Source organism: Catenuloplanes indicus, assembly GCF_030813715.1.
GTDB classification, from domain to species: domain Bacteria; phylum Actinomycetota; class Actinomycetes; order Mycobacteriales; family Micromonosporaceae; genus Catenuloplanes; species Catenuloplanes indicus.
In genome coordinates this window covers 2,460,848-2,486,939 of sequence record NZ_JAUSUZ010000001.1, presented here as the reverse complement: position 1 = coordinate 2,486,939, position 26,092 = coordinate 2,460,848, and the positions used below count along the sequence as shown (strand labels likewise).

General features: G+C 72.7%; 23 protein-coding genes and 1 pseudogene. 5 read left to right on the top strand and 19 right to left on the bottom strand.

What is annotated here, in order from left to right; all coding sequences use genetic code 11:
- The first annotated feature begins 55 nt into the window (after positions 1-55).
- Both J2S42_RS11190 and J2S42_RS11185 read left to right on the top strand, forming a co-directional pair.
- Positions 56-1,276 carry an extracellular solute-binding protein gene (locus tag J2S42_RS11190; RefSeq protein ID WP_307238278.1) on the top strand — a complete coding sequence of 407 codons (1,221 nt, stop codon included), beginning with the start codon at positions 56-58 and terminating at the stop codon, positions 1,274-1,276.
- Positions 1,273-1,602 (top strand): hypothetical protein, encoded by a 330-nt coding sequence (locus J2S42_RS11185; protein WP_307238276.1) that lies wholly within the window; start codon positions 1,273-1,275, stop codon positions 1,600-1,602. Before J2S42_RS11190 ends, J2S42_RS11185 begins: the two co-directional genes overlap by 4 nt.
- Here J2S42_RS11185 and J2S42_RS11180 read toward each other — a convergent pair.
- Positions 1,556-2,347, bottom strand: coding sequence for a TrmH family RNA methyltransferase (locus tag J2S42_RS11180; protein WP_307238274.1), 792 nt, complete (start codon positions 2,345-2,347; stop codon positions 1,556-1,558). The genes J2S42_RS11185 and J2S42_RS11180 overlap by 47 nt on opposite strands.
- 55 nt (positions 2,348-2,402) lie before the next feature.
- Here J2S42_RS11180 and J2S42_RS11175 point away from each other — a divergent pair, with 55 nt between their 5' ends.
- Positions 2,403-3,200, top strand: a complete 798-nt coding sequence (locus J2S42_RS11175) for an N-acyl homoserine lactonase family protein (protein WP_307238272.1) — start codon at positions 2,403-2,405, stop codon at positions 3,198-3,200.
- Here the strand turns inward: J2S42_RS11175 and J2S42_RS11170 are convergent.
- Together J2S42_RS11170 and J2S42_RS11165 are read right to left on the bottom strand one after the other, a co-directional pair.
- The gene (locus tag J2S42_RS11170; RefSeq protein WP_307238270.1) at positions 3,190-4,116 is read right to left on the bottom strand and encodes an endonuclease/exonuclease/phosphatase family protein; all 927 of its coding nucleotides are present in this window, start codon (positions 4,114-4,116) and stop codon (positions 3,190-3,192) included. The genes J2S42_RS11175 and J2S42_RS11170 overlap by 11 nt on opposite strands.
- A gap of 72 nt (positions 4,117-4,188) precedes the next feature.
- Positions 4,189-4,968: an NAD-dependent epimerase/dehydratase family protein gene (locus J2S42_RS11165; RefSeq protein WP_307238269.1), complete on the bottom strand. Its 780-nt coding sequence runs from the start codon at positions 4,966-4,968 to the stop codon at positions 4,189-4,191.
- Between the two features lie 80 nt (positions 4,969-5,048).
- Here J2S42_RS11165 and J2S42_RS11160 point away from each other — a divergent pair.
- Positions 5,049-5,963 (top strand): annotated as a pseudogene (locus J2S42_RS11160) (AraC family transcriptional regulator); the annotation flags it as partial.
- Positions 5,964-5,969: 6 nt separating this feature from the next.
- On the opposite strand, the gene J2S42_RS11155 reads toward J2S42_RS11160, so the two are convergent.
- The 14 genes from J2S42_RS11155 to J2S42_RS11090 form a co-directional block, all read right to left on the bottom strand.
- Entirely contained in the window at positions 5,970-6,740 is a 771-nt protein-coding gene (locus J2S42_RS11155; protein WP_307238267.1) for a sulfite exporter TauE/SafE family protein, read from the bottom strand.
- A gap of 12 nt (positions 6,741-6,752) precedes the next feature.
- Positions 6,753-8,402, bottom strand: coding sequence for an amidohydrolase (locus tag J2S42_RS11150; RefSeq protein WP_307238265.1), 1,650 nt, complete (start codon positions 8,400-8,402; stop codon positions 6,753-6,755).
- A 297-nt stretch (positions 8,403-8,699) separates the two neighbouring features.
- The gene (locus J2S42_RS11145; protein WP_307238263.1) at positions 8,700-10,280 is read right to left on the bottom strand and encodes a gamma-glutamyltransferase; all 1,581 of its coding nucleotides are present in this window, start codon (positions 10,278-10,280) and stop codon (positions 8,700-8,702) included.
- Complete coding sequence (locus J2S42_RS11140; protein WP_307238261.1) at positions 10,280-10,915, bottom strand: cyclase family protein; 636 nt, start codon at positions 10,913-10,915, stop codon at positions 10,280-10,282. Before J2S42_RS11140 ends, J2S42_RS11145 begins: the two co-directional genes overlap by 1 nt.
- A gap of 11 nt (positions 10,916-10,926) precedes the next feature.
- A complete protein-coding gene (locus tag J2S42_RS11135) occupies positions 10,927-11,706 on the bottom strand; it encodes a creatininase family protein (protein WP_307238259.1) in 780 nt (259 codons plus the stop codon).
- Between the two features lie 7 nt (positions 11,707-11,713).
- Positions 11,714-12,154 (bottom strand): cytidine/deoxycytidylate deaminase family protein, encoded by a 441-nt coding sequence (locus J2S42_RS11130; RefSeq protein WP_307238258.1) that lies wholly within the window; start codon positions 12,152-12,154, stop codon positions 11,714-11,716.
- The gene (locus J2S42_RS11125) at positions 12,151-12,909 is read right to left on the bottom strand and encodes an amidohydrolase family protein (protein ID WP_307238256.1); all 759 of its coding nucleotides are present in this window, start codon (positions 12,907-12,909) and stop codon (positions 12,151-12,153) included. The genes J2S42_RS11130 and J2S42_RS11125 overlap by 4 nt, the downstream gene beginning before the upstream one ends.
- Positions 12,906-13,925, bottom strand: coding sequence for an ABC transporter ATP-binding protein (locus tag J2S42_RS11120; protein WP_307238255.1), 1,020 nt, complete (start codon positions 13,923-13,925; stop codon positions 12,906-12,908). Before J2S42_RS11120 ends, J2S42_RS11125 begins: the two co-directional genes overlap by 4 nt.
- On the bottom strand, positions 13,922-14,944 hold the full coding sequence (locus J2S42_RS11115; protein WP_307238253.1) for an ABC transporter ATP-binding protein: 1,023 nt from the start codon (positions 14,942-14,944) through the stop codon (positions 13,922-13,924). The genes J2S42_RS11120 and J2S42_RS11115 overlap by 4 nt, the downstream gene beginning before the upstream one ends.
- Positions 14,941-15,618: an alpha/beta fold hydrolase gene (locus J2S42_RS11110; RefSeq protein WP_307238251.1), complete on the bottom strand. Its 678-nt coding sequence runs from the start codon at positions 15,616-15,618 to the stop codon at positions 14,941-14,943. The genes J2S42_RS11115 and J2S42_RS11110 overlap by 4 nt, the downstream gene beginning before the upstream one ends.
- A gap of 3 nt (positions 15,619-15,621) precedes the next feature.
- Positions 15,622-16,677, bottom strand: a complete 1,056-nt coding sequence (locus tag J2S42_RS11105; protein ID WP_307238249.1) for an ABC transporter permease — start codon at positions 16,675-16,677, stop codon at positions 15,622-15,624.
- The gene (locus J2S42_RS11100) at positions 16,674-17,537 is read right to left on the bottom strand and encodes an ABC transporter permease (RefSeq protein WP_307238247.1); all 864 of its coding nucleotides are present in this window, start codon (positions 17,535-17,537) and stop codon (positions 16,674-16,676) included. Before J2S42_RS11100 ends, J2S42_RS11105 begins: the two co-directional genes overlap by 4 nt.
- Entirely contained in the window at positions 17,530-19,155 is a 1,626-nt protein-coding gene (locus J2S42_RS11095; protein ID WP_307238245.1) for an ABC transporter substrate-binding protein, read from the bottom strand. Before J2S42_RS11095 ends, J2S42_RS11100 begins: the two co-directional genes overlap by 8 nt.
- A gap of 165 nt (positions 19,156-19,320) precedes the next feature.
- Complete coding sequence (locus J2S42_RS11090; protein WP_307238243.1) at positions 19,321-21,258, bottom strand: primary-amine oxidase; 1,938 nt, start codon at positions 21,256-21,258, stop codon at positions 19,321-19,323.
- Positions 21,259-21,456: 198 nt separating this feature from the next.
- Between J2S42_RS11090 and J2S42_RS11085 the strand changes: the two genes are divergently transcribed.
- A complete protein-coding gene (locus J2S42_RS11085; RefSeq protein ID WP_307238240.1) occupies positions 21,457-22,137 on the top strand; it encodes a GntR family transcriptional regulator in 681 nt (226 codons plus the stop codon).
- 10 nt (positions 22,138-22,147) lie between these two features.
- On the opposite strand, the gene solA is transcribed toward J2S42_RS11085, so the two are convergent.
- Both solA and J2S42_RS11075 read right to left on the bottom strand, forming a co-directional pair.
- Positions 22,148-24,454, bottom strand: a complete 2,307-nt coding sequence (gene solA, locus J2S42_RS11080; protein WP_307238238.1) for an N-methyl-L-tryptophan oxidase — start codon at positions 24,452-24,454, stop codon at positions 22,148-22,150.
- A gap of 196 nt (positions 24,455-24,650) precedes the next feature.
- Complete coding sequence (locus tag J2S42_RS11075) at positions 24,651-26,084, bottom strand: aldehyde dehydrogenase family protein (protein ID WP_307238235.1); 1,434 nt, start codon at positions 26,082-26,084, stop codon at positions 24,651-24,653.
- Positions 26,085-26,092: the final 8 nt, after the last annotated feature.

Genomic DNA, 26,092 nt, shown 5'->3' with positions numbered 1-26,092 from the left:
TGGTAACCGTACTCTATGCTCGGAGGCCGTTAACGCAGGTCACCAGGGGGTGTCCATGGCGCAGCCGTACTCTCGCCGGTCATTTCTCATCGGCGTGCTCACCTGTGGATCGATCACCGCCTCGCTCACCTATCTGCTGTCGTCACCTGCCCGAAACGTGACGCTGCGCATCGGCAGCGGGTCCGACTCCTCGGGCGGCCGGGAGACGCTGATCCGGCAGTGGAACGTGGCGCATCCGGAGGCCGAGGCGGCCATCGTCCCCTACGGGTCGACCAGCTCGGACCAGCGCATCGAGTTGCAGAACGCGGCCCGCACGCACAGCGTCGACATCGTGAACCTGGACCTGGTCGACGTGCCGGAGTTCGCGAAGGAGGGGCTGATCGAGCCGATCGAGATCCCGCACAACCGCGCGTACCTCTCCAAGCCGCTGGAGACCTGCCGGTGGCAGGACCGGGACTACGCGGTGCCGTTCAACTCCGACGTCGGCGTGATGTTCCGGCGCGTCCCCGGCGACGACGACCAGGCGGTGCCCCGGCTCGCCGACTTCCTCACCGACCGGGCGCCGGGCACGCTGCTGACCCAGCTTGCCCCGGCGAACTCGTCGGCCGAGGAGGCGTTCGTGGTCAACGTGCTGGAGCTGGTCTCCACGCTCGACCCCGGCCTGATCCGGGAGGAGGACGGTCTGCTGTCCCAGCTGCCACCGGACGAGGCGGTGCTGCGCTGGCGGACCGTGCTGCACACGATCCGCAACTCGGTGCTGGCCGGGCGGCTGCGCACGACCGGTTCCGAGCAGGAGGCCACGGACCAGTTCAACAAGGGCACGACCGGCTACATGCGCAACTGGCCGACCGCGTGGCCGCAGCTGGAGGCGAACCGCCGGGCGAGCACGTCGTCCGGCGACCGGCTGGACCTGTTGCCGCTGCCGAAGGGCATGCTCGGCGGGCAGAACCTGGCGCTGGTACGCGGCGGCCCGCACCGGGAGCAGGCATGGCGGCTGATCGAGTTCCTGACCGCGCCGGAGTCGCAGAAGGTGCTGGCGCTGCACGGGTTCGTGCCGACGCACCGGCGTGCCTACGACGACAACGCCGGCGTGGTACGGGTCGTCCCGCACCTGGGCCTGCTGCGCGACCTGGTCGAGGATTCGCGGCTACGCCCGATCCACCCCGGCTACCGCACGTTCGCCGGCGTGGTGAAGCGGTACGCGCTGGCGGCGCTGCGGGACAACCAGCAGGTCGACCGGGAGTTCGTCGACGCGATGCACCGGGCGCTGTCATGATCGCGGCGCACTGGGTGGCGATCGGCGTGGCCGCCGCGATCATCGCGGTCGAGACGTTCGTGTTCTACCTGCTGCGCTGGCTCCGTCAGCGGTCCGGGTCGGTGCGGCAGATGCTCACGGCAGGCATCGGAATCCTGTGCGTGGCCGGGATCGGCGTGATGGTGTGGATTCTCGGCCTCGACCAGACCGACACCATCATCTCCGTGGTGGCCGCGGTCGTCCCGGTCTACCTGTTCTTCTCCGCCGCGCTGCTGCGGCCGCGCCCGGACGGCAACGGCGTCAGTCCGCCCGGGACAGCTCCCAGAACGCCACCGCCGCCGCCGTAGCCACGTTGAGCGAGTCGACGCCGCGGTGCATCGGGATCGCCACCCGCGCGTCGGACGCGGCCAGCGCCCGCCGGGTCAGTCCCGGGCCCTCCGCGCCGAGCAGCACGGCCGGTCGCGCCCGCTGCGCGTCCGTCAGCGCCTGCAACGGTACGGAGTCCGCCGCCGGTGTCATGGCCAGCAGCGTGAACCCGGCCGCGCGGATCTCGTCCAGCGCGCCCGGCCAGTCCTCCGCCTTCGCGTACGGGATCGCGAACACCTCGCCCATGCTCACCCGCACGGCGCGGCGGTAGAGCGGGTCCGCGCAGTCCGGGGACAGCACCACCGCGTCCATCCCGAACGCGGCCGCGCTGCGGAACAGCGCGCCCAGGTTCGTGTGCGTGTTCAGGCCCTCCAGCACGGCGATCCGCCGGGCCGGGGCCAGCACCTCGGCGAGCGACCGGGGCGGCTTGCGGTGGAACGACGCCAGCACACCGCGGTGCACGTGGAAGCCGGTGATCGACTCCAGCACCGCGGGCGTGGCCGCGTAGCACGGCGCGTCGCCGGGCAGGCCGGCGAGCTGCTCGACCCGCTTCTCGTCGACCAGCACGCTGCGCAGCCGGTAGCCGGCCCGGACCGCGCGCCGGATGACCAGCTCGCCCTCCGCGATGAACAACCCGTTCGGCGGCTCCCACTTGGTGCGCAGCTCCACGTCGGTGAGCGCGCGGTAGTCCGCGATCCGGTCGTCGTCAGCATCGGTGATCTGCACGGTGTGGCATTCTTCCAGGCCTGGATCTGGATCCACATGAGCTACCTTAGGATCCATGGGAGTCACGCGGATCATCGCGCTCACGCTGGGCTGGGAGGACCTGCCTCGCGCGGCGTCCGTGCACGGCGCGTCCCGGACCGAGCGGGTCCGCGAACCCGTACCCGGCCTGCTGCTCGAGCACGACGACGGCTGGCTGCTGATCGACACCGGCTTCAACACCGCGCTGCTGCGCGACCCCGCGCTGCGCCGCCGCTTCTACCCGAGCCCGAACTACCAGCCGGAGCTGCCCGGGCCGGGTGAGCCGATCGAGGAGACGTTCGCCGCGGCCGGGATCGACCTGCGCGACGTCACCCGGGTCGCGCTCAGCCACCTGCACGTCGACCACGCGGGCGGGCTCAAGCACTTCGCCGGCCGGGTGCCGGTGCACGCGCAGCGCGCCGAGCTGGACTACGGGCTGAGCAACCATCCGGAGCCGGAGCGGTACGCGATGGCGCGCGTGGACTACGACGACCCGCGCATCGACTGGCGGCTCGCGGACGGCGACACCGAGATCGTGCCCGGCGTGACCGCGCTGCTCACCGCCGGGCACACGCCCGGCCACCAGAGCTTCCTGGTGCACCTGGACGGCGGCGGCGGGTACGTCTTCGCCTGCGACGCCGCCGACCTGACCGAGAACATCGCGCACGAGCGGGCGATCGGGTCGTTCCGGGGCGTCACCGCGGAGCAGACCGTGGCCCCGATCCGCCGGCTGAAGGGGATCGGGGCCCGGTACGGCTACCCGGTGGTCCCCGGCCACGACCCGATCGCGTGGCCGGCGCTCACCGCGGAGCTGGCGGCCCGCTTCAGGTCGTGATCGAGACGGTGACCGTGCCGATCACGATGCGGTGGTCGGAGCACGGGCCGCCGCAGTCGTTCGAGATGCTGAGCGAGTCGCCGTCGTAGGCGCCGGCGATCCGGCTCTCCCGCACGAAGATCAGGTCGATCTTCTTGCCCGGGCCGCACGGTCCGGCCGGTGTGCCGTCGTCCTCGGTGTTCTCGCCGTACCCGGGGCAGCGCGAGTCCAGGTCGTCCAGCTCCCGGTACGCGCCGCTGTTGCCGCGGTTGGCGGTCGTGTTCACGCTCGGCGCGTACCACCCGTCCAGCCGCTTGTAGTTCGGCTGCGCGTTGAAGTCGCCCGCGATGATCACGGTGTCGCCGGCCGTGTTCCACGACTCCACCCGCGCGCGGACCGCGTCGAGCTGCTGCTCGTTGATCGGCGAACCGTTGATCTCGGTGCTCAGCGTGGTGATGTGCGTGGTGCAGAAGCGCAGGTGCGGCCGGGCCTCCAGCGGCGCGCACAGCAGCTTGCGCTTCTCCGTGCGACCGTCCTCCGGCAGCGTCACCCGGTTCGCCGTACCCATCGGCGCCTTGCTGAACAGCGCGATGCCGGCCTCCTCGCCGTCGCAGCCGGTGTCGTTGGTCGACTCGAACCGGGAGAAGTTCTCCACGTCCTGCGGCCAGCCGGAGCCGCGCAGGTTCGACTGGATCGCCTTGTACTGGCTCCAGCACAGCTCGTTCAGCGAGACCAGGTGCGACCCGCGGTTGCGGATCGAGTTGGACAGCACCGTGATCAGACCGGTCCCGGTCCCGCCGTCGTGAAACTTCAGACCCGCGACGTTCCAGTGCCACACGTTGAAGGTCTGGTTGACGGCGGCCGAGGCCGCGGACGCCGGTAGCAGGGCAGCGGCCGCCGCAAGGACGGCCGCTGCCACAAGACGCGTGAAACGCATGCGTTTCCCCCATGATCGCGTTCGACAGTGGACGCATCCTCACACATCGCGATCATGTCGGGAAGATGGATTTCAGTTGACGAATGAACGCTCCCGGATGTCGCGTGGCGCGCGGCCGAGCAGCGTCCGCACGCCGTCGCCGACCGCGGCGTTGCGGCCGTCGAAGAGCGTGCCGAACAGGTATCGCAGCAGCGCGATCGCCTCCTCCGGCTCGCCCGCCGCCCGCAGCCCCGCCTCGAAGCCGGCCATCGGCACGCTCCGGAAGCCGCTCCCGCCGATCTCCGCGACCGCCTCGGCGAACGTCAGCGGCCGCGGGCCGGTCAGCTCGTACACGCGCCCCTCGTGGCCGGTCCCGGTCAGCACCGCGACCGCCGCCTCGGCCACGTCGGCCGCGTCCACGAACGGTTCCACCACCGCCGGGCCGACCGGCAGCGCCAGCTCGCCGGCCCGCAGCGGCTCCGCGAACGCGCCCTCGGTGAAGTTCTGGATCAACCAGGCGGCCCGCAGCACGGTCGACGCCGGCGCGAGCGTGAGCAGGGCCTGCTCGGCCTCCTCCGCCTCCGGCTCGCCACGACCGGAGAGCAGCACGAACCGTTGCACGCCGGCGTCCAGCGCGGTCCGGGTGAAGTCCGCGATCTGCCGTGGTGCCTGCGGCACGGCGAGGTCGGGCGCGTAGGCCACATAGGCCAGCGACGCCCCGGCCAGCGCGGCCGCCCACGTACTGGCGTCGGCCCAGTCGAACGGGACGGCGGAACGGCGCGACCCGGCCCGCACCTCGACGCCCCGCTCGGCGAGACGTGCCACGACCCGACGACCGGTCTTGCCGGTCCCACCTGTGACGAAAACTGTCATGCGTCCAGCAAACCGGTTCTCTCATCGACAGAGAATCGCTCAAAGTCGTCTTTGCATACGCAATCGTCTACGGTGGCGAGATGGATCCGCTTTCCCTGGCGCTCCGCGGCCCGAACGCGCGCGGCGCGTTCATCCTGCGATCCTCACTCGACCCGCCGTGGGCGATGCGAATCGAGGACGAGGCGCCGCTCACCGTGATCGTGCCGGTCCGGGGTCAGGCGCTGCTGCGGCCGGACGAGCGCGAGCCGGTGCTGCTGCGGGCCGGTGACATCGCCGTGGTCAAGGGGCCGCAGCGCTACACCGTGGCGGACGGTCCCACCACCACGCCGCAGGTGCTGATCCGGCCGGGTCAGGTGTGCGTGAACCTGGCGGACGGCCCACCGATGAGCGACGTGGGCGTTCGGACCTGGGGAAACGCGATCGACGGCGGCACGCTGATGCTCAACGGCACGTACGAGTCGCAGACCATGGTCGGGCAGCGCCTGCTGGCCGGCCTGCCGTCGCTGATCACCGCGTCCCGCGGCGACGTCCCGGCCGCGCTCGTCGACCTGCTGGCCGCGCAGATCGCGCTGGACCTGCCCGGTCAGGACGCGATGCTGGAACGGCTGCTGGACCTGATCCTGATCGCGGTGTTGCGCCGGTGGCTCGCCGACGGGCACGAGCACGGCTGGTACCGGTCCTACGCCGACCCCGCGATCGCCCGCGCCATGCGGCTGATGCAGGAGAACCCGGCCGCGCCGTGGACGGTCGCCCGGCTCGGCGCGGAGACCGGCCTGTCCCGGGCCGCGTTCGCCCGGCGCTTCCACGAGCTGGTCGGCGAGCCACCGGTGACGTTCCTGACCAACTGGCGGCTGTCCGTCGGTGCCGACCTGCTGCGCGAGCCGGGTGCCACGGTCGCGTCCGTGGCACGCCGGGTCGGCTACGCGACGCCGTACGCGTTCAGCGCCGCGTTCAAGCGCCTGCACCGGGTCAGCCCGCAGGAGTTCCGCCGCGCGCGCGTCTCAGCCCAGGAACAGCGCGCGGATCAGCAGCCAGAGACCCACCGCGGTCCCGAACGTCACGATCACCACGCGGAGGACCGTCGCGGGCAGCCGGCGGGCCACCCGCGCCCCCAGGTAGCCGCCGATCACCGTGGCCGGGGCGACCACCGCGACCGCTAGCCAGTCGACCGGGCCGAAGATGCTGTAGACCAGCACGGTCACCACGCCGACCACGGCGGAGAGCAGGTTCTTCAGCGCGCTCACCCGGGCCAGCGTCTCGTCCAGCACCAGCGCCAGGCCGGCCACCAGCAGCACGCCCAGCGCGGCGTTGAAGTAGCCGCCGTACAGCGCGCACAGGAACACCGCGACGTGCAGCATGACCACGCCCCGCCGCGGCGGCACCTCGCGCGGATGCCCGACCAGCGCCCGCAGCCGCGCCTGGAACGCCAGCGTCATCGTGGCGCCCAGCACCAGGAACGGCACCACGTAGTCGAACAGGTCCCGCGGCGTGCTCAGCAGCAGCACACACCCGCAGGCGGCACCGGCCAGCGCGGTCGGCACCACCCGGAGGACCCGGCGGCCCTGCCCCCTCAGGTCCGCGCGGCTGCCGACCACGCTGGACGCATAGCCGGGCGCGACCGACAGCGCGTTGCTCACGTTCGCGGACACCGGCGGGATCCCGATCGCCAGCATGCTCGGGAACGTGATCAGTGAGCCACCACCGGCGATCGCGTTCACGATCCCGGCCGCCAGACCGGCCACCAGCAGCAGCGCCGCTTCCATCAGCCCCATCGCACCCCATCCTCACCCATCACGATCAAAATCCCGCCACGGTACGCCGTCCGCGGCCTCGCCCGCATCGCCGGACACCACCGCACCTCCGACGATCGTCGCGGTCACCCGGATGTCGCGCAGCGCGTCCGGGTCGGTGGCGAGCGGATCGCCGTCCAGGACCGCCAGGTCGGCCGGATCGCCCGGCCGCAGCCGGCCGGTGCCGGGCCCGCCGGTGATCGCGGCCGCGCCCGTGGTGAACAGCGCCAGCGCCTCGGTCGCGGTGACCGCGTGCTGCGGGCCGAGCGGTTCCGCCCGGCCGCGCACCCGGCGGGTGCGCGCCTGCCACATGCCGTGCAGCGGCGCCATCGGCGGCCCGGGACCGTCCGAGCCGCCGCCGACCTCGACGCCCGCGTCCAGCCAGGCCCGCAGCGGGTTCGCGGCGGCCGCGCGCTCCTCGCCGAGCCGGTCGATCAGCCCGGCGCCGAAGTCCCACTGCAGCGCCGGGTGCGCGGACACCCGTACGCCCAGCGCCTCGGCGTGTCGCATCGCGTCCGCGCCGGGGCCGAGGTAGGCGTGGATCAGGTGGAAGCCGAGGCCGGCGACCGGCGTCTCCGCGTCCACCTCGGACAGCACGTCCAGCACCAGGTCGATCGCGGCGTCGCCGACCGCGTGCACGCCGGCGCCCCGGCCCGCCCGCGCGGCGTCCCGGCAGTGCGCGAGCAGCACGTCCCGGCTCAGCGTCTGGTTGCCGTGGTAGCCGCCGGTCCCCGGCCACGGCGCGGACAGCAGCGCGGTGCCGAGCGAACCGCCACCGTCCAGGAACAGCTTGGTGGGGCCGCGGCGCAGCATGCGCGGGTCCGCGCGCTCCAGGCCGCAGTCCGTCACGGCCCGGTCCAGCGCGGCGAAGCCGGTGGTCTCCGTGCCGAGCGGCATCGCGGTCACCCGCAGCCGCAGCGCGCCGTCCCGGGCCGCGTCCGCGTAGGCGGCCAGCTCCGGCACGGCCACGGCCGGATCCATCGCGGTGGTGATCCCGTGCGCGAGCAGTTCGCGCTGTCCCGCCTCGATCCACGCGCGCCGGTCCGCGCCGGACGGCGGCGGGAGCACGGCGCGGACCAGCGCCACCGCGGGATGCTCGACCAGCAGGCCGGTCGCGTCGCCGCGCGCGTCCCGGTCGATACGCCCGCCGGGCGGGTCCGGCGTGGCCGCGGTGATCCCGGCCCGCCGCAGCGCGGTCGTACCGGCCAGCGCGTCGTGCCCGCGCCGGTCCAGCAGCACGCCCCGGCCGGGCGCGGCGTCCTCCAGCTCGGCCGCGGTCGGCAGCCGGTTCTCGGCGAGATCCCACGGGTCCAGGTCGTCGTCCGCCTCGATCCAGCCGTCGCCCGGGTGCGCGGCCGCGTGCGCCCGGATCCGCCGCTGGATCTCCGCGATCGAGGTGGCGCCGGTCAGCGACACGCGCGCGGCGCGGCGGCCGGCCCAGAGCAGATGCACGTGACTGTCCACGAAGCCGGGCACCACGGTGCCGGACACCCGGATCTCCCGGGTCCCGCCCGGCACCGCCCGCCGCACCTCGTCCACCTCTCCGGTCGCCGCGACCACCCCGTCCACGACCGCCACCGCCCCGGCCCGCGGCCGGGCCGGATCCATCGTCAGCACGTCCCCGACGATCACCAAGCTGATCATGCGATCGCTCCGATCCGTTTCGTTCCCCCGCGCCTTTGCTCTGCTTACCTGCGCGGCGGCCGAGCTGCGGCAGGTTTGCGGCCGGGCGCTACGCGCCCGGAATCTCGGCATTCAGCGGGTCGCTGTCCGCGCGGCCCGACGGGTGTGCCTCCTACCGGTAAGCAGAGCAAAGGCGGCGGGGAACGGTGCGATGAGCAGGGGAGATGCGATGTGGCGAGTGGGCCGCGCCGCGGGGCCGGCCGCTGGGGTCGGCGGCGCGGCGCGGCCCTGCGGTGCGGGGCATGATGCGGGCGTCCATCAGACGACCGCGGCCAGTCCGTCCGCCCGGGGGTCGCTCGCGGCCGCGAGCGTGTCGCCGGCGAGCCGGGCGACCTGGATGTGCCCGGCGTCGTCGTGCGGCCCGGCCGTGGTGTCGACGACCAGATCAAGGCCCTCGGCGGTACGGGTGAGCGCGTCCGCGCCGGGCGTACCGGGCTCCAGCAGCAGCGTCGGCACCTCGCGGCCGATCTCCCGGGCGCCGATGATCCAGCGGGGGCGGGCGAGCAGGCCGGCCAGATCGGTGGCGTCCAGCACGGCCGGGGCGACCTGGGCCAGGATCCAGGCCTGGGACCGGCCGCCCTGGCAGCCGAGCGCCGCGACGTCGCCGTGCGGGGTGGTGGCGAGCGTCGGGCAGAGCGTGTGCGGCGGCCGGGCACCCGGCGCGATCCGGGCCGGGTGCGCCGGGTCCAGGCTGAACGACGAGCCCCGGTTGTGCAGCACCAGGCCGGTGCCGGGTTCGAGCAGCCCGGAGCCGAAGCTCTGGAACACGCTCTGGATCAGCGTGACCGCGTTCCCGTCCACGTCGACCGCGGTGACCGCGACCGTGTCCCCGGCCGGCTTCGGCCCGCCGTCCGCCCCGGCGAACGACTCCCCGGTGCGCAGCAGCAGTCCGTCGAGATCGATCGGCCCCGTCCGCGGATCCCCGAGTAGCGCGTCCCGCGCCAGCTGCGCCCGCCGCGCATCGGTGAGCAGCGCGATGCCGGAAGCGTCGGTGACCGCTGAGCCGGCGATGGCGAGGAAGGTGGGGCCCTGGACCGGTGGGGGAGCGGCGGACCAGGTCACGTCGCCGATCGTGCTGGTGAGCGGCGTGGTCACCTCGGCCCGGTGGGCGGCGAGGTCGGCGGCGGTGAGCGGGCTGCCGAGCGCGGCCAGCCCGTCCGCGAGGCGGTGTGCGAGGTGTCCCCGGTAGAAGGAGCGCCAGTTCGCGCCGATCTGGCGCAGCGTCCGGGCCAGCGCGGGCTGGACCAGCACGGTGACCGGCTCGCCGGTCTCCGGGTCCAGCAGCAGCGCGGACAGGCCGGGGTCGGCTCGCACCCCGTCGAGCCGGCCGAGAATCGCCCGGTGCAGGCCGGGACTGACCGGCACGCCGCCATCGGCCAGCGTGACCGCGGGCTCCAGCAGCGCGGCGAGCGGCAGTGACGCGCCGAGTGCGGCGATCGAGGCCCAGCCCGCGACCACGCCGGGCACGGTCACCGTCTGCGGTCCGCCGAACGGCATGCGCTCGCCGGCCGCGCGCAGCGCGTCCACGTCCACGGCCGCGGCGGCCGCGCCGATCGACAGCACGGCCTGCGCGTCGCCGCCGGCCGGGCGCACGATGGCGACCAGGTCGCCGCCGGCCGAGCACTGGTGCGGGTACGCCACGGTCAGCGCCGCCGCGGCCGCGAGCGCCGCGTCGAACGCGTTGCCGCCGGCCGCGACGACCGCACGCGCGGCCTCGATCGCGGCCGGATGCGGCGCCGCGACCGCCACGCCGCGGAACTCCGGGCTGCCGCCGGTGGCGGGTGTGCTCGGCGTACCGGCGGGGTCGGGGTGCGGAACGGCGGGGGCGGCCGGGGGCATCAGGCGTCTCGCTTGATCAGGACGGCGCGGGTGAAGGAGCCGTCGGCGTCGACCAGCTTGGCGGGGAGGGCGACGAGCTCGTACTCGCCGGGTGGGACGGCGTCGAGGTCCGCGTTCTCCAGAATGATCAGGCCGGCGCCGAGCAGGACGTGGTGGGCGTCCCAGGTGTCGGTGCGGGTGTGACTCTCGATCGTCAGGTAGTCGATGCCGATCAGCTGCACACCCTGGCCGATCAGCCACCGCGCGGCCTCGGGGGAGAGGCCGACCCAGCTCTCCGCGCGGTCCGGGAGCTTCAGCGCGCCGGCCGAGTTGGACGTCTTGAGCAGTACCCGCTGGTGGCCGGCCACGCCGGCGGCGGCGAGGTCGTCGATCGAGATGTCGCCGGTGACCGCGGTCGCGTCGACGACCAGCGCGGGACCGATCAGCGCGTGCAGGTCGAGCTTGTCGACCGGGGTGGCGCCGTCGACGAAGTGCGCGGGCGCGTCCACGTGCGTGCCGGTGTGCGCGCCGAGCCGCCAGCGGGTCACGTTCGACGCGTCGCCGTTGGCCAGTGACTCGACGATCTCCACCTCGGGCTTGCGGCCCCAGTGCAGCATCTCCGGGTGGATCGGCAGCGTGATGTCGTAGATCTCCATGAAGATCCCTTTCAGAGCGAGGGGCGGTGGGCCGAGGACGGCCAGGGCTCGCGGACCGCGGCGGAGATCGCGCGAGCCGTGGTGCGGACGCAGCGCTCGAACTCGGACCTGCCGTGGCCGGCGGAGGCCTCGGCCACGTCGCGGCCCCAGACGCCGGTGTCGCTGACCTGGTCCATCCGGTAGTCCCAGAACGAGTCGACGTCGATGTGCGAGGTGGCCCGGTCCATGCGTACCAGGTCGGGGCGCAGGTGCAGCATCACGGACGTCTCGAAGAAGTTCGCGTGCATCAGGCCGCGGCCGTACTGGACCCGGCCGTTCACCTCCGGCCCGGGATACATGGTCACGTACGCGATCGAGCGCACCCGCGAGTCCCGGTGCCGCACGCGCAGCTTCTCGGCGGAGACGTCCAGCGAGCCGCTGTTCCAGATGTGGCCGTTGAGCAGGACGAACTGCCGGATGCCGCTCGCGTGCAGCGAGTCGATCACGTCCTCGACCAGGGCGATCAGCGTCTCCGGGCGCAGCGCGAGCGTGCCGGCGAAGTCGCCGTGCGAGCCGGACACGCCGTAGTTCAGCGTGGGCACCACCGGGACGCCGGTCAGTGCGGAGACGCCGAGCGCGACCTCCTCGCAGATCACCGAGTCGACGTTGAGCGGCAGGTGCGGCCCGTGCTGCTCGATCGCGCCGACCGGGATGATCACCGCGTTCGTCTCGGACGCGAGCGCGCCGGACTCCGGCCAGGTCAGCGTGTCCCAGCGCACCGGCTGACCCGTACCGCCGAGGTTGTCAGTCATGGGTTCGTCACCACTTTCGTCGGGACTTCGAGGGCAGCAGATCCAGCGCGCGGTACGAGACGATGGCGTCGTCGTCCGGGGACGTCAGCCAGATGACGGCCGACGGCGCGTAGTCGCTGATCAGCTCGCGGCACACGCCGCACGGCGCGATGATCCGGAACCGGCCGGCCGGCTTGATCTGCACGGACACCACGGCCTGCACGCCGGCCAGCGACACCCCGGCCGTGCGCGCGGCACCGAGCGCGATCCCCTCCGCGCAGATCGAGCTGCGCCGACAGGACCCCTCCAGGTGCACGCCGGTGAAGACCTCGCCGGACGCGACCCGGAGCGCGGTCGCCACCTCGTGCCGCCCGTCCACCCAGACGCGTTCCAGCAGCTCCTGGGCTTTCTCCAGGAGCTCGGCATCCGGACCGGACATGGCCGCGGGCGGCGTGACGAGGACGGTCACAGGCCCAGGATCCGAGCCATGTTGCCGCCCTCGACCTTCGCGCGGTCCGCCTCGTCCGGCACGGCCTTGGCGATCTTCATGCGTTCCAGGTCGAAGTCGGATCCCGGCCACTCGCTGCCGAGCAGGATCTGGTCCGGGCCGAGCCGGGCGTACGCGCGCTTGACGTCCGCTATCAGCGTCGCCGAGGTCTCCAGGTAGATGTGCGGGTTCCGCTCGGCCACGATGATCGCCTCGGGCACGTTCCAGACCGCGCCCATGTGCGCGATGATCGTCGGCACGTCCGGGTGGTCCTTGGCGATCTCCTCGATCGCCAGCGGTGCACAGAACGCGTCGTCCAGCGCGTTGATCAGGATCGGCATGCCCAGCTCGGCGCACCGCTCGAAGACCGGGTCGAGCAGGCCGTGGTCCGCGACGTGGTAGCCGTGCAGCGACGGGTGCAGCTTCAGGCCGACGATGCCGAGGTCGCGCATGCGGGCGATCTCGTCCAGCGCGTCGTCCGCCTGCGGCATCACCTGGCCGAAGCCGAAGAGCCGGTCCGGGTGCGCCTTGACCAGTCCGGCGATGAAGTCGTTCTCGATCCGCTGGGCGAGCGAGCAGACCATGGCCAGGTCCACGCCCGCGGCGTCCATCCGGTCCAGGATCCGGCGCGGGTCGAACGGCGTGTACGGCGGCGGCGCCTGCCCCTTTCGCGCGCCGGTCAGGTAGTCGGAGCGCCCGCGAACGTCCTGCGTGGTGTTGTACGCGTCAATGATCATGCGATGGAGCCTTTCGAGACGGGCGCGGCCGGGGACGGCGGCGGCGCGGTGGACAGGGCGACGAGCGGGAGGTGGCAGCGGACCTGCCGACCGGGCGCGATCTCACGCAGCTCGGGCGCCTCGGTCGTGCAGCGGTCGATCGCGTACCGGCAGCGGGTGTGGAACGTGCACCCCGGCGGCGGATCGGCGGGATCGGGCAGCTCACCGGCCAGCTCGATCCGCTCGCGAGCGGTCGAGCCGAGCGACGGCACGGACGACAGCAGCGCCTCGCCGTACGGGTGGGCCGGCCCGGCGAAGAAGTCGTCCCTGGACGCGATCTCGATGATCTGCCCGAGGTACATGACCGCGATCCGGTCCGCGATGTGCCGGACCACGCCCAGGTCGTGCGAGATGAACAGCATCGTCAGGCCGCGCTCGCGGATCAGGTCGGTGAGTAGGTTGATCACCTGGGCCTGGATGGACACGTCCAGCGCGGAGACCGGCTCGTCCGCGACCACGAACCGCGGTGACGGCGCCAGCGCGCGGGCGATCCCGATCCGCTGCCGCTGCCCGCCGGAGAACTCGTGCGGCCGCCGCGCGCCCGCCTCCCGGCCCAGGCCGACCTGCTCCAGCAGCGCGTCCACGGCCTGCCGCGCGGAGGCGCGGTCCATGCCGCGGGCCCGCAGCATCGGCTCGGCCACGATGTCCGCGATGGTCCGGCGCGGGTTGAGCGACCCGAACGGGTCCTGGAAGACCATCTGAAGATCCGCGCGGGTACGCCGGAACACCGTGCCCCGCAGCCGGGTGATGTCCAGCCCGAGATAGTTGATCGAGCCCGCGGTCGGCTCGGTGATCCGCAGCATGGCCCGGCCGAGCGTGGACTTGCCGCAGCCGGACTCGCCGACCAGCCCGAGCGTCTCCCCCTCGTAGATGGCGAGGTCGACGTCCCGGACCGCGCGTACCTTCCGGCCGGCCGAGCCGTTGAACTCGACGCGGAGCCCGGACAGCTCCAGCAGTGGCGTGGGTTTCGGCGTCACGGCGTCACCACCTCGGGATCGGAGCCGGCTCGGGCCCGCACCCGGGCCGGCTCGTCCAGCAGGCAGCGGTCCAGGTGACCGGGGCCGCCGTACCGCTGCCGCAGTTCTGGCACGTGATCCGTGCAGCCGTCCGAAGCGAACGCGCAGCGGGGCGCGAACGCGCAGCCGGGCGGCCGGGTGACGCCGGTGAGCGGGCTGCCGGCGATCGCCGGGAGGCGGTCCGCGTGCGGCCCGTCGACGCGGGGGACGGAGCCGAGCAGCGCCATCGTGTACGGGTGCTGCGGATCGAACAGCACCTCGTCCCGGGTGCCCTGCTCGATGACCCGGCCCGCGTACATCACCGCGACCCGGTCCGCGACCTCCGCGACCACGCCGAGGTCGTGCGTGATCAGCACGATCGACGTGCCGTGCTCGGCCTGGAGGCGTTTGAGCAGCTTGAGTACCTGCGCCTGGATGGTCACGTCCAGCGCGGTGGTCGGCTCGTCCGCGATCAGCACGGCCGGGTCGTTCGCCAGCCCGATCGCGATCATGACGCGTTGCCGCATGCCGCCGGAGAGCTGGTGCGGGTAGGCGCGCGCGGCCTGCGCCGGGTTCGCGATGCCGACCTCGCCGAGCAGCTCCTCCGCGCGCCTCCAGGCGTCCCGGCGGCCGATCCGCCGGTGCGTGCGGATCATCTCGGCGACCTGGTCACCGACCTTCTGCGTCGGGTTGAGCGCGGCGAGCGCGTCCTGGAACACCACGGAGATGTCCTTGCCGCGCACGCCGCGCAGCTCCTTCTCGGTCGCGGCCACCAGGTCCCGGCCGCCGAAGCGCACCGCGCCGCTGATGTGCGCGGCCGGCCCGCGGTTCAGCCCGACCAGGCTCATCGAGAGCGCGGACTTGCCGGAGCCGGACTCGCCGACCAGCGCGAGCAGCTCACCGGCGCGCAGGTCGAGGTCGATGCCGGCGACCGCGGGCAGCCGCCCGGCCGGCACGTCGAACTCCACCCGCAGGTCGCGGATCTCCAGCAGCGCGGTCACAGCGCGGCCAGGGCCTTCTCGATGAACGCGACCACCTCGGCCGGCCGGACGCGCGGCGTGAAGTGGCTGCCCGGCACCTCCTCGGTGATCGCGTTCGCGCGCGCGGCCATGTCCCGCTGGACGACCGTGCTGAGCGTCCTGTCCTCGGCCGCGACCAGGTACCAGGCCGGCTTGGTCCGCCACGCGGGCTCGCCGGTCGGCTGGGTGAAGATCCGGTTGTCGCTCTGCCGGGACTCGGTGTCCCAGATGACCCGCTGCTCGACCGGCACGTCCCAGCCGATCTCGGCCCAGTACTCGTCGGTGTGTTCGGACTTCCACTCGCCGTTCGGGCCGCGCCGCATGAACTTGGAGACCTCGGCCGGGGGGTAGCGCTCCACGATGCCGTTCACGGTCTCGCCCTCGTCCGGTGCGAACGCGGCCACGTAGACGAGTCCCTTCACCACGTCGGAGCGGCCCACGTTGGTTATCACCGCGCCGCCGTAGGAGTGACCGACCAGCAGCACCGGCCCGCCGACGCCCTCGGCCACGGCGCGGGTGTGCGCGACATCGTCCTCCAGGGACGTCATCGGGTTGGTGACGAGCGTGTGCGGGTGGCCGGCGGCGGCCAGCAGCGGCGTGACCTCGGACCAGGTGGTCGGGGTCCCGCCGGCGCCGTGGACGAGGACGATGTGCATGTGTCAGGCCTTCCGGAGCCGGGGGTCGAGTGCCAGGTAGAGCAGGTCCACGACGACGTTGACCAGCGTGAACAGCAGCGCGATGGCGAGCGCGGCGCCCTGCACGATCGGGTAGTCGCGCTGCAGGATGCCGTTCACCAGCAGGTTGCCGACGCCGGGATAGGAGAAGACGGTCTCGGTGATCACCGAGCCGCCGAGCAGCGAGCCGAACTGCAGGCCGAGCACGGTGACGATCGGCAGCGACGAGTTGCGCAGGACGTGCCGGCGCATGATCGTGGCGCCGGACAGGCCCTTCATCCGCGCGGTCCGCACGAAGTCGTCGCTGAGCACCTCGAGCACGGACGCGCGCACGATCCGGGTGATGAACCCGGCCATCGACAGCGCCAGCGTGGTGGCCGGCAGGATCAGGTGCCGGATCCACGGCCAGATCAGCTCCGGCCGGTCCTGCAGGATCGCGTCCAGCAGCACGAAGTTGGTGAACGGGTCGTAGTCCAGCGCGTTCGGCAGCCGGCCGATGACCGGCAGCCAGCGCAGCCACACGCCGAAGACGACGATGGAGAGCACGCCGAGCGCGAACCAGGGCAGCGAGAAGCTGACCGTGCCGATCGTGCGGGTGGTGGTGTCGATCCAGGTGTCCTTGCGCAGCGCCGCGAGCACGCCGGTGACCATGCCGATCAGCACCGCGATCAGCATCGCGGCGACGGTCAGCTCGATCGTGGCCGGCAGCGAGTCGCCGAGCAGGCCGGTCACGTCGTTGCCGCCGAAGAACGACCGGCCCAGGTCGAGCGTGAGCACGTCGCGGAGGAACGTCGTGTACTGGTCGGCCAGCGAGTCGTTCAGGCCGAGCGCCTCGTTGATCCGCTGCTCGCTCGCCGCGATCTCCTCGGCCGAGGACTGGCTCGCGGCGCCGCCGCCGACCGCCAGCGACGTGGCGGGTGATCCGGGCAGCATGCGCATCGCGACGAAGACCATGGTGGCCAGCACGAGCAGCACGAGCGGCACCGCGGAGAGCCGTTTCAGAACCATCCAGGGGGTACGGAGGGAGTCGCGCAGCCTCATCGGGACCCCCGCGGATCGAGCGCGTCGCGCAGGTCGTCGCCGACGAAGTTGCAGGCCACCACGAACAGCAGCGTCGCCGCCGCCGGCAGCACCACGAGCCGCGGCGCGGTGTAGAGGAACTCCTGGCCGGCCTGCACCATGTATCCCCAGTCCGGAGTCGGGGGCTGGATGCCCAGCCCGAGGTAGGAGAGACCGGCGGCGAACCCGGCGGCGACGGAGAGCGTCATGACCACCTGGGCGAGCATCGGGCCGGCGATGTTCGGCAGGATCTCCTGCACCAGGATGCGCGGGCCGCGGGTGCCGCCGAGCTTGGCCGCGAGCACGTAGTCGCGGCGGGCCTCGCGGGCGGCCAGCGCGCGGGCGAGCCGGGCCAGGCCGGGCGCGAGCGCGAGCGCGATGCCGACCACCATGCTGCCCACGCCGGGCCGCCACGCGGACACGATCAGGATGATCAGCAGCATCGACGGGAACGCCAGCGCCAGGTCCATCAGCCGCATCAGGCCCCACTCGATCCACCCACCGGCGTACCCGGCCAGCAGCCCGACGCCGATGCCCAGCAGCGCGGCCAGGCCGGTGGAGAGGAACGCGACCATCAGCAGCGGCCGGGCGCCGTGGACCATCCGGGCCAGTTCGTCGCGGCCGAGGTCGTCGGTACCCAGCGGGTGCCCGGGCGTGCCGAGCGGCAGCAGCGTGTCGTTGGTCCCGCGGGCCGGGTCCGCGCCGACCAGCAGCGGGCCGACCGTGGCGACGAGGACGAACAGCACCACGATCACCCACGAGCCGGCCGCGAGCGGGCCACGCCCGAGCCTCCGCCCCGCGAGCGCGGAGCGGAGGCGGGCCGGGGCGGCGAGACTAGACACTCGCGTTTTCCATGTAGCAGCGGTGGCTGCCGAGGGCCTTCCAGTTCATGCCCTCGACGTTCTTGCCGCTGACCACCGGGTTCGCGCCGGTGACCAGCATCGACAGCGTCATGTACTTTTCTGCCCACTCGCGCTGGATCTCGGTGTAGCGGGCCTTGCGGGCGGCGACGTCCGCGATGTTCTTCGCCTCGAAGAGCTTGTCGGCGTACTCGGCGGCGCCGTCCAGCGTCTTGAAGCCGGAGATGAAGTCGCCGTAGACGCCGGACGGGCGGGCCAGCGAGCCGATCATGTCGTCCGCGTCCGGGTAGTAGCCGTTCCGCTCCCAGATCATGATGTCGTGGAACCGGTCGGCCGGGTCCAGCAGCCGGTTGAAGTACGCGGCCGGGTCGACCGAGTCGCTCTCCACCTTGAGCCCGATGTCCGTCAGGTTCTGCGCGATGATCTGCGCGGCCTTCGGGTGCCAGCTGTCGCTCGCGGCCATCAGGCGCACCGTGCGGCCGGTCGCACCGGCAGCCGCGATCAGCCGCTTCGCCTCCTCGACGTCGGTGGCGCTGAGGTCGGCCAGGCTCGGGTCGTGCGTGTCCTGGCCCGGCGGGATCGTGTAGCCGTCCGGCAGCACGGCCGCGCCGAAGAACGCCTGCGCGATCAGTGCCTGCCGGTCCACCGCCATGTTGATCGCCTGGCGCACCTCCAGCTCGGGGATGCGGCGGACGTCCATCATCATGAACGCGTCGAAGCTCTTCGGCGTGTCGTAGACCGTCACCGACGCGTCGCCGCGCAGCTGGTCCAGTGCGGAGTACGGCGTGAACTGGGTGGCGCCGATGTCGCCGGAGAGCAGCGAGCTGACGATCGTGGACGGGTCGGTGACCTGCTGCATGACCAGCCGGTCGATCGGCGCCTTGCCCTTGTACCAGCCGTCGAACGCCTCCAGCGTGACGTTCTGCCCGGACGTGGCCGAGACGAGCTTGAACGGCCCGGTGCCGACCAGGTTCTTGCCGATGTCCTTGCCGTGCTTGTCCAGCGCGGCCTTGGAGATGATCCGCGCGCCGATGTCGGAGAGCCGGCCGAGCAGCGTACGGTCCGGCTTCTTCAGCACGATGACCACGGTGCTCGCGTCCGGGCCGGTCAGCGACGCGACGTTGGTGCCGAGGCTGTTCAGCGGCCGCGACGCGCCCTCCGGCAGGCTCGGGTCGTCCTTGTTGAACTGCCGGTTCAGGCTGGCCAGCACGTCCGCGGAGGTGAGCGTCGTACCGTCGTGGAACGTGATGCCCTGGCGCAGCGTGAACGTGTAGGTCAGCGCGTCCTCGGAGACCGTCCAGCTCTCCGCCATGTCCGGCTTCGGCTCGGTGGTCTCGTAGTCGATGAACGTGAGGCCGCGGCAGACGCAGTCGACGACCATCCAGTCGCCGAGCGTGGTGTAGAACGCCGGGTCGTTGACCGCGCTGGTGCCGTCGATCGCCAGCGTCAGCGTGCCGCCGGTCTTGCCGCCGTTCTCGCCCTCCTCGGCGGCGATGCCACAGGCCGCGAGCAGGCTGGTGAAACCGGCGCCCATGCCCAGAATGGCCGCGCCGCGGAGTATGTTCCGGCGGGAGACTGCGTGCTTGCCGAGGTCCGTCATGTGGGGGCTCCTTCAGGAAACAAGCATCGGTATCAAAGTTTGGCTATTTGGGATTTCATTCCGTTGGGATTGGATCCAATCCTGCGACCCGACCGCTGCGGTGGCGTATCGGGTTCGTGAACAAGATGTGTCGCCGACCCGGTCGTCCGGTCCGGAACGCATCCGTCATGAGCAGCAGGAATCCGGCTCGGAGGCGCGCGCCGCCGCCGGGTCGGGGATGTCGAGCGCCGGGTTGCGGTCGAAGAAGCCGTCCGGCGCCAGCGTCAGGTGGATCGCCTCGACCGGCATCACCGGCCACTGCTCCGGCCGCGGCAGGTGGTGCGTGCCGAGCACCGGCCAGAGCACCAGCGGCACGCCGTCGATCGAGCGCTGCTGGCGCTGCCAGACGTGCACGCCGTCCTCGCCCGGCTCCGCGTGGTTCGGGTACTGCCCGCCGATGAAGTTCTCGTCCTCCGCGTACGGCGTGGCCCACAGGTGCTGGTGGATGAACGGCGCGCGGGTCGCCATCACCGAGTCCGGCCGGCCGAAGCTACGCGTGGTGTCCGGTATCCGCAGCTGGTACGCGGTCGGCTCGCCGTACCGGTTGGTCCGGTCCGCCGACTCGATCCGCCAGTGCCGCGCGGTCGCCGGGTCGTTGCGCTGCCCGGTCTCCACGGTCAGCGGCTCGCGCACGAAGCGGACCGCGTTGCCGTACGGGTTGAGCGCCGGGTCCGGCTCCGCCGCCGCGTGCACCTCGGCCAGCCGGTTGCGCGCGCCGTCGACCGCGGTGTCCAGCCGGATGCCGAAGTAGTGCTGGTGGATCGGCGCCTGGACCAGCTCGGAGACCTGCCGGCCGTACGGCACCTCGTCGCCGGAGTTGATGCCGGAGGCGGAGAGGATGCCGGTCAGCTTCACCTCCAGCTCGATCCGGCCGTCCTGGTAGAGCGACCAGTAGAAGCCGTAGTCGTAGTTCGCCACGGTCTGGAAGTTCGAGATGATCAGGCGGCGTGAGCGGCGGACCTCGCTGACGCCGCGGCGCAGATCGTTGTGCTTCCAGAGGATGCTGTCGTCCTCCTCGTGCATGCAGATCGCGTTCTTGATCGTCACCGGGTCGCCGTACCCGCCGAGGTGGGTGCCGTCGAAGTAGTGGATGACGCCGAGGCAGTCGCAGCCGAGCGCGAGCGAGTTGGTCAGCGGGCCGGCGCCGTACTCGCCCCAGTCGAAGAAGTTCTTCCGGTACTGCGTGGAGTTCGAGTCCAGGTACGGCACGTACATCTCGTTGCAGGCCGCGCGTTTGAGCACGGACCGGCCGAGGAACTCCAGGTCGTAGAGGACCAGGCCCTCGCGGTGGGTGAAGCCGACCCGGAACGTCCAGCCCTGCCAGCCGACCTTCCAGCCGTCGACGCTGAAGCTAGGGCCGTCGGGCTGCGTGACCTCCAGCGTCTTCAGGCCGGGCCGGTCCGGGCCGAAGCCGCCGGTGGTGAGCGGGCCGGCCTCGGCGGAGACCGGGATGATCCCGTGGTCCTCGACCTCCAGCACCTCCATGGTGTGCATGTCGATGATCGGCACCACGCCCTGGACCGGCCGGGCGTAGCCGTTGTCGTCCTCGGTGGTGCGGTGCCAGACCGTGCCCCAGGTGATCCTTCGGCCCCGGTACTTCTCCGGCTCGAAACCGCCCATCGACTCCGCGTCGATCATGCAGAGCGACACGTCGTGAATGCCGCGCCGCGCCATGACCTCCTGGAACAGCGGGCTCTCCCGGCAGGCGCGCGCGGCGGCCCGGGCCTCGTCCGAGGTGATTCCGGGGCGGCGCGGGTCGATCGGGCGCCAGTCCGTGACCTCGTCCCCGGCCTCGCCCAGCAGGATGTCGATCTCCCAGGCGCCTTCGCCGTCGATCCGCATGCCGACCAGGCCGATCCGTACCCCGGTAGCCGCACCCGCGAGCACCCGGCGGGCGTGCGCCTCGTCGAGCGTGGCACCCCAGAACCGGGCCGGGTCGCCGAGCCGGCCGTCCGCGCGGGCGGCCGCGACCGCACGCGAGATCTCGTCCGCGGTCGGCGGGTCGAGCGGGTGCGAGCGAGCGGTCCGTCCGCCGTCGTCGGAGGTGGTGTGGCAGGCGCTCATCGGCGGCTCCTGTCTGTGCGCTGTCGTGTGGTGACCATACGAGAATCCGGGATACGACGATAGAGTTTTTGGATCCAAACTTGGGATAGACCGCATCCACTCATGCTGTGGACTTGCTATGGTGGGGCGCCCCGGCTGCCGCCCCGACCCCCGCCCCCAAAAACGACTGAAGGCGTTTGTCTTCACGAAGAGGCCACAATGGACGACTCCTCCAGCAGCACCGCGCTCGTCGACGAGACCGCCGCCGCCATCCGCGCGCGGATCATGTCCGGCGAGATCCCGATCGGCGCGCAGCTGCGGCAGGCCGAGCTCGCCAAGACGCTCGGCGTCAGCCGCACGCCGGTCCGCGAGGCGCTGCGCCAGCTGCAGACCGGCGGCCTGATCGAGGTGGTGCCGAACCGTGGCGCGGTCGTCCGGGTGCCGGCGCCGTGGGAGGTGCGCGAGGCGTACGAGGTGCGTGCCGAGCTGGAGGGCCTGGCCTGCGAGCGCGCGGTGCGCCGGCTGACCCGCGACTCGCTGGCGGAGCTGCGCGCCACGAACGAGCTGCTGCGACCGGGTGACGCGCCGCCGAACGCGGCCTCGCACGCGGCGAACGACCGGTTCCACACGCTCATCCACCAGATCGCCGGCAACGAGCGCCTGGCCAAGGTGATCAAGGAGATAAACGAGGCGTTCCCGCGCAACGTCTCCGCGCTGGTGCTGCAGGAGCACCCGCGTCACCGGGACGACAACTTCGCCGAGCACGAGCGCATCCTGGCCGCATTGGCCGCGGACGACGCCGAGACCGCACGCCGGGAGATGCTGGCGCACGTGCTCAGCGCGGGCGAGCAGCTGGCCCGCTGGTACGAGCGCCGCTCCGCCACCGTCTTCAAGGGCTGACCGCCGGCGTTCACGGCGCGGTTCCGAGCGCGCCCGGTGCCAGGAAGTCCAGGTCCGGGCGCTGCTTGCCGAGCGCGAGATCGGCCAGCGCCGCGCCGATCGCCGGGCCGAACTTGAAGCCGTGCCCGGAGCACGCGGCCGCGACCAGCACCTGCGGCACGTCCGGCAGCGCGCCCACCGCGAACCGGTTCCGTGGCGCCATCGTGTACCGGCATGACACCGAGTCGACCACGTCGCCGTCGGCCGCGGGCAGGAATCGGCGAGCAAGCACCAGCAGCTCGGCGGCCTCGGCCGCGGTCACCGGCGTCTGCGGGCGATCCGGGTCGTCGGCCGGGCCGTGGTCCAGCCCGATCTTGAGTGCCGCGCCGTCGAACGCGGGCAGTCCGTAGAGCAGCCCCACGCCCGGCACGTCGACGGAGAACGGCCCGAGCGCCGGCGCGGACACCCGCGCCACGTCCGACGCGCCGACGTGGATGTTGACGATCCGCACCACGCGCAGCAGGTCCCGCAGCGACGGCACCAGCGCGCCGGTCCACGGCCCGGCCGCGACGACCAGGCGGTCCGCGCGCAGCACGCCGTCCGGGGTGCGTACCGTGACGCCGTCGCCGTCCGGCTCCCAGCCCAGGACCCGCACGCCGGTACGCCGGTCGGCGCCGGCCGCGACCGCCAGCGACCGCAGCGCGCGCATGGCGGCGGCCGCGTCCAGCACGCCGGCCGCCGGGTCGTACACGGCGGTGAACTCGTCGCCGAGCCGCAGCCCCGGGAAGATCTGCGCGGCCCGGGCCGCGTCCACCGTCTCGCAGGCGGGCCCGCGCAGCCCGGGCGTGCCGTCCGCGGCCGGGCGCGCGTAGAGCCCGCCGGTCGTGGTCAGCAGCGTCTCGCCGGCCGCCTCGGACAGTTCCGACCAGGCGAGATAGGCGTGGTCGACCAGCTCGTCCCAGACCGGGTTCGGGTAGGCGCGGCGGATCATCCGGATGTGTCCGTGCGACGAGCCCTGGTGATGCCCGTCCGCGAACCGCTCAAGCTGGATCACCGAGGCGCCGCGCCGGGCGAGGTGCCAGGAGGCCGCGCCACCGTGCACGCCCGCGCCGACCACGATCACGTCCGCGCGGGACCCCGATGGAACGAACGCCGGTGCGGACCCGGATCTCCCCAGTGCCGCCGTCAGCGCCGAGACGTCCGACTCGTCGTTGTAGACGTGCACCGACGCGCGTACGACTGACCTCAGCCCGCGGCGCCCGAGATCCCACCGGCCGTGGTGGTCCGGCACCGAGGTGACGTGGACGCCGGCGGCGCGCAGCCGCCGTACCGTGTCCGCGGGTTCCTCCCGGTCCACCACGAACGTCACGATCGCGCCACCGGCCGCCGGCGGGTCCGTCAGCGTCACGCCGGGCACCGTGGCCAGCGCGTCCTTCAGGCGGCCGGCGAGCCCGGCCGTGTAGGAGTGGATCGCGTCCACGCCCGGGTCCAGCGCCTCGCGGAGCGCGGTGCCCAGACCGAGCCGCAGCGCGTGCGCGGTCTCCCAGGTCTCGAAGCGCCGCGCGCCGTCCTTCACCCGGTAGCCGTCCGGGCTGCTCCAGACCGCGCCGCGGACGTCCGGGCGGGCCGGGCGCAGCAGCTCGCGGATGCGCGGCGACGCGTAGAGCAGCCCGGTGCCGCGCGGCCCGCGCAGGAACTTCCGCCCGGTGCCGACCGCGAGATCGACGCCCAGCGCGGCCAGGTCGACCGGCAGCTGGCCGAGCGACTGCACCGCGTCCAGCAGCAGCGGCACGCCGGCCGCGTTCGCCAGCGCCGCCACCTCCGCCACCGGCTCGACCAGCCCGGACGACGTCGGCACGTGCGCGATCGTGACCAGCCGGACCGGTGCGCGCAGCGCCTTCTCCAGTGCCTCCAGGTCGACCGTGCCGTCCGGTGCGCAGGGCAGCACCTCGATGATCACGCCGTACGTCTCGCGCAGCCGGAACAGGTGGATCGCGGAGCTGACGTAGCTCGACGCGGACGCCAGGATCCGGTCGCCGGGCGCGAACGGGACCGCGTCCATCGCGGCGTGCCAGGCCACGGTCGCGCTCTCGGTCAGCGCGATGTCGTCCGCGGTGCCGCCGACCAGCCGGGCCGCGAGCGCGTACACCTGCTCGTGCCGTTCCCGCGCGACCTCCGCCGCCTCGTACCCGCCGATCGTCGCCTCGAGCCGCAGGTGCTCGATCACGGTCTCCAGCACGGCCGCGCTCGGCAGCGCCGACCCGGCCGCGTTGAAGTGCCGCGCATACCGCATCCCCGGCGTCCCGGCACGCAACGCCGCCGGGTCCAACCGCGTCACGGCACGTCCCTGGATGTCAAAGCCCTCATATTGGATCCAATCAAGATCAAAACGCCAGCGGGTACGAGCGGGGCGCGCCCCGTCGGGAACGCCGCCACCCACGTGAGGCGCGAGATCCGGACACGCACTTCGTCTGGATCTCGTCTGTCCTCGGCGGGAACGGCGCCGAGCCGGAGGAGCGGAGCGACGGCCGGGATCACAGCGCGATGACGACGCCTTTCGATTCGGTGAAGGCGTGCAGGGCCTCGTCGCCGAGGTCGCGGCCGAGGCCGGAGTCGCCGACGCCGCCGAAGGACAGCGCCGGGTCGAAGATGTTGTAGGTGTTCACCCACACCGTGCCGGCGTGCAGGCGCGAGGCCATCCGGTGGGCGCGGGACAGATCGCGCGTCCAGACGCCGGCGGCGAGGCCGTAGCCGGTGTCGTTCGCGATCGCCAGCGCCTCCTCCTCGTCCTCGAACGCGATCACGCCGGCGACCGGTCCGAAGATCTCCTCACGCGCGATCGTCATGTCGTTCGTGACGCCGGTGAACAGCGTCGGCTCGACGAAGAAACCCGGCCGGTCCGGGACGCCACCGCCGGCGACGACGGTGGCGCCCTCGGCACGCCCCTTCTCGATGTAGGACAGCACGATCTGCCGCTGTTCCTCGGAGACCAGCGGCCCGACCGAGATCCCGCCGTCCAGCCCGTTGCCGACCGGCACCTCGTGCGTCGCCGCGGTCAGGCGCTCCACCATCTCGTCCAGGATCGAGCGCTGCACCAGCAGCCGGCTGCCGGCCGTGCACATCTGCCCGGAGTGCCCGAACGACGCGCGCATGGCGGTGGTGGTCGCGGCGTCCAGGTCCGCGTCCGCGAACACGATGTTCGGGCTCTTGCCGCCCAGCTCCAGCGTGAGCCGCTTGGTGGTGGCCGCGGCCGAGACCATCACCCGCCGGCCCACCTCGGTCGAGCCGGTGAACGACACCTTCGCCACACCCGGGTGCGCGACCAGTGCGGCGCCGGTGCGGCCGTCTCCGGTCAGCACGTTCAGCACGCCCGCGGGCAGCCCGGCCCGCTCGCCGAGCGCGGCCAGCCGGAGCATGGTCAGCGGCGTCTGCTCGGCCGGCTTGACCACGACCGTGCAGCCGGCCGCGAGCGCCGGGGCCAGCTTGTGCGCGGCCGTCATGATCGGAAAGTTCCACGGCAGGATCAGCGCGGCCACGCCGACCGGCTCCCGCACGGTGTAGACGTGGTGTGCGCCGCCGTCGATCGGGACGACCGTGCCGGTGAGCCGGCCGGGCGCGCCCGCGAAGTGCCGGAAGTCCTTGGCGGCGAACGCGGTGTCGGCCCGGGAACGCTCGATCGGCTTGCCGTTGTCCCGGGTCTCCAGGACGGCCAGCTCCTCCAGGTTCTCCTCGATCAGGTCAGCGAGCCGGCTCAGGATCCGGGTGCGTTCCAGCGGCGGCAACCCGGACCAGCGGCGGTCTGCATGCGCCCGCGCGGCCGCAGCCACGGCCGCGTCCACGTCCTCGTCGGTGGCCTGGGCGACGCGGGTCAGCACCTCGCCGTTCGAAGGGTCGATCACCGGCCACGTCTCCCGGTCGCCCGGGGGGATCCACTCGCCGTCGATCAGGAAGGGTTCGAGCTCGCGCATGTCGGGAC

Bases quoted from the DNA above. Each gene is read 5' to 3' on its own strand.
- J2S42_RS11190 (WP_307238278.1), top strand. From the start codon at position 56: ATGGCGCAGCCGTACTCTCGCCGGTCATTTCTCATCGGCGTGCTCACC.
- J2S42_RS11185 (WP_307238276.1), top strand. From the start codon at position 1,273: ATGATCGCGGCGCACTGGGTGGCGATCGGCGTGGCCGCCGCGATCATC.
- J2S42_RS11175 (WP_307238272.1), top strand. From the start codon at position 2,403: ATGGGAGTCACGCGGATCATCGCGCTCACGCTGGGCTGGGAGGACCTG.
- J2S42_RS11170 (WP_307238270.1), bottom strand. From the start codon at position 4,116: ATGCGTTTCACGCGTCTTGTGGCAGCGGCCGTCCTTGCGGCGGCCGCT.
- J2S42_RS11165 (WP_307238269.1), bottom strand. From the start codon at position 4,968: ATGACAGTTTTCGTCACAGGTGGGACCGGCAAGACCGGTCGTCGGGTC.
- J2S42_RS11155 (WP_307238267.1), bottom strand. From the start codon at position 6,740: ATGGGGCTGATGGAAGCGGCGCTGCTGCTGGTGGCCGGTCTGGCGGCC.
- J2S42_RS11150 (WP_307238265.1), bottom strand. From the start codon at position 8,402: ATGATCAGCTTGGTGATCGTCGGGGACGTGCTGACGATGGATCCGGCC.
- J2S42_RS11145 (WP_307238263.1), bottom strand. From the start codon at position 10,280: ATGCCCCCGGCCGCCCCCGCCGTTCCGCACCCCGACCCCGCCGGTACG.
- J2S42_RS11140 (WP_307238261.1), bottom strand. From the start codon at position 10,915: ATGGAGATCTACGACATCACGCTGCCGATCCACCCGGAGATGCTGCAC.
- J2S42_RS11135 (WP_307238259.1), bottom strand. From the start codon at position 11,706: ATGACTGACAACCTCGGCGGTACGGGTCAGCCGGTGCGCTGGGACACG.
- J2S42_RS11125 (WP_307238256.1), bottom strand. From the start codon at position 12,909: ATGATCATTGACGCGTACAACACCACGCAGGACGTTCGCGGGCGCTCC.
- J2S42_RS11110 (WP_307238251.1), bottom strand. From the start codon at position 15,618: ATGCACATCGTCCTCGTCCACGGCGCCGGCGGGACCCCGACCACCTGG.
- J2S42_RS11105 (WP_307238249.1), bottom strand. From the start codon at position 16,677: ATGAGGCTGCGCGACTCCCTCCGTACCCCCTGGATGGTTCTGAAACGG.
- J2S42_RS11095 (WP_307238245.1), bottom strand. From the start codon at position 19,155: ATGACGGACCTCGGCAAGCACGCAGTCTCCCGCCGGAACATACTCCGC.
- J2S42_RS11090 (WP_307238243.1), bottom strand. From the start codon at position 21,258: ATGAGCGCCTGCCACACCACCTCCGACGACGGCGGACGGACCGCTCGC.
- J2S42_RS11085 (WP_307238240.1), top strand. From the start codon at position 21,457: ATGGACGACTCCTCCAGCAGCACCGCGCTCGTCGACGAGACCGCCGCC.
- J2S42_RS11075 (WP_307238235.1), bottom strand. From the start codon at position 26,084: ATGCGCGAGCTCGAACCCTTCCTGATCGACGGCGAGTGGATCCCCCCG.